This window comes from Bacillus sp. P4_D3 (genome assembly GCF_056401855.1).
On the sequence record NZ_JBFUIN010000726.1, the window covers coordinates 1 to 1,531 of the forward strand.

Here is a 1,531-nt window from a genome sequence, read left to right on the forward strand (position 1 = left end):
CAATGATACTACACGCCTCTAAAATGCTAATAAGACTTAAAGTTACATATAAAACTCGGCTACCAGGATACGACGGAAGTCCTCTTTTTCTTTTCATTAGTACTCCAAATCTTTGTCTGACTTAACAGGTTGTCTAAATACATAGAAACTCCATATTTGACTACCGATAACAAACGGTAAAATAGCAAGAGAGAAATAGCTCATCAGTTTTAATGCATAAGGTCCTGATGCCGCATTATAAATTGTCAAATCATTTACCGCTCCTAATGAGCTAATCATGACACGCGGGAACATACCGATGAACACACTTGCACTTAGCAAAATGATTGTTAAACTTGTCATAAAGAAGGCCCAACCATCTCTTCTTCTTTTATTTAATAAAGTAGAAACAAATAGCGCTACAAAAGCTCCAATTGGAACCATTAGCCACTCTGAACCATGTGCGGTGAAAATATCTGTTTTCCATAACCCTACAGCTGCAAAAACAAGAAGTGTTATTAATGAAAAAGGTGCAATCTTTGTCGCGGCAATACGTGCGCGTTCTCGTAATTTTCCTGTTGTACGTATAGTAAGGAATTGCAAACCATGAACAATACATAGAAGAAGAAACATAACTCCCCCAAGTAACGCAAATGGGTGAAGTAATTTCATGAATCCGCCTACCATATTTTTACTTCCATCAATTGGTACACCTGTCATAAAGTTTGCGATTGCAACTCCCCAAAGTATAGGAGGTAACATGCTTCCAATAAACATGCCCCAATCCCAGAAACTTTTCCACTTATGGTTTTCTATTTTCGCACGGAATTTAAAGGAAACGCCTCTTATAATTAAAGCAAGAAGCATAAACACAAACGGAATGTAGAACCCACTAAATAAAGTTGCATACCAGTGCGGAAATGCCGCAAACATAGCGCCACCAGCGCAAACAAGCCATACTTCATTTGCGTGCCAAAACGGTCCAATTGTATTTAAATATATACGCTTTTCCAAATCATTCTTTCCTAAAAACCTTGAAACGATTCCTACACCAAAATCGAAACCTTCAAGTACAAAGAAGCCAACGAATAAGGTTGAGATAATTAGAAACCACAACTCATTAAGAGATAACATACTCTTCCTCCTTATCAAATGGATCATGGCTCTGATAATCCTTTTTCGTTTTCTTATTCGCATGTCCTTTAATGATACGAACGAATAAGTAAACAGTAATGCCTCCAATAATTACATATAGTGATGTGAATGAAACAAGAGAGAATAATACTTCTCCAAATGAAACATTTGGAGATACTGCATCTTCTGTTTTCATAACACCGAAGACAACCCAAGGCTGACGTCCCATTTCAGTCATAATCCAACCTACTGTATTTCCGATAAACGGTAGTGCAATTGCATATACCATTAATTTTAAATACCAAGTTTTTTCAGCTAAACGATCTTTTCTTGATAAGAACCAGCCGTACACTCCTAGAAGAAGCATGAATGTTCCACTCATTACCATCGCTCTAAAACTCCAGAACATAGTATGTAC

2 protein-coding genes are annotated in these 1,531 nt (G+C 37.1%); both read right to left on the reverse strand.

All coding sequences use genetic code 11. The features are described from left to right. Nucleotides 1-96: 96 nt before the first annotated feature. Nucleotides 97-1,113 (reverse strand): cytochrome d ubiquinol oxidase subunit II, encoded by a 1,017-nt coding sequence (cydB, locus tag AC1DTM_RS26020; protein ID WP_016104558.1) that lies wholly within the window; start codon nucleotides 1,111-1,113, stop codon nucleotides 97-99. Beyond that, nucleotides 1,100-1,531 (reverse strand): cytochrome ubiquinol oxidase subunit I (locus AC1DTM_RS26025; protein ID WP_477001240.1); only part of this gene is annotated, 432 nt, incomplete at its 5' end. The genes AC1DTM_RS26025 and cydB, both read right to left, overlap by 14 nt.

Excerpts from the sequence above, each read along its gene's own strand:
- cydB (WP_016104558.1), bottom strand. The coding sequence starts at position 1,113 with ATGTTATCTCTTAATGAGTTGTGGTTTCTAATTATCTCAACCTTATTC.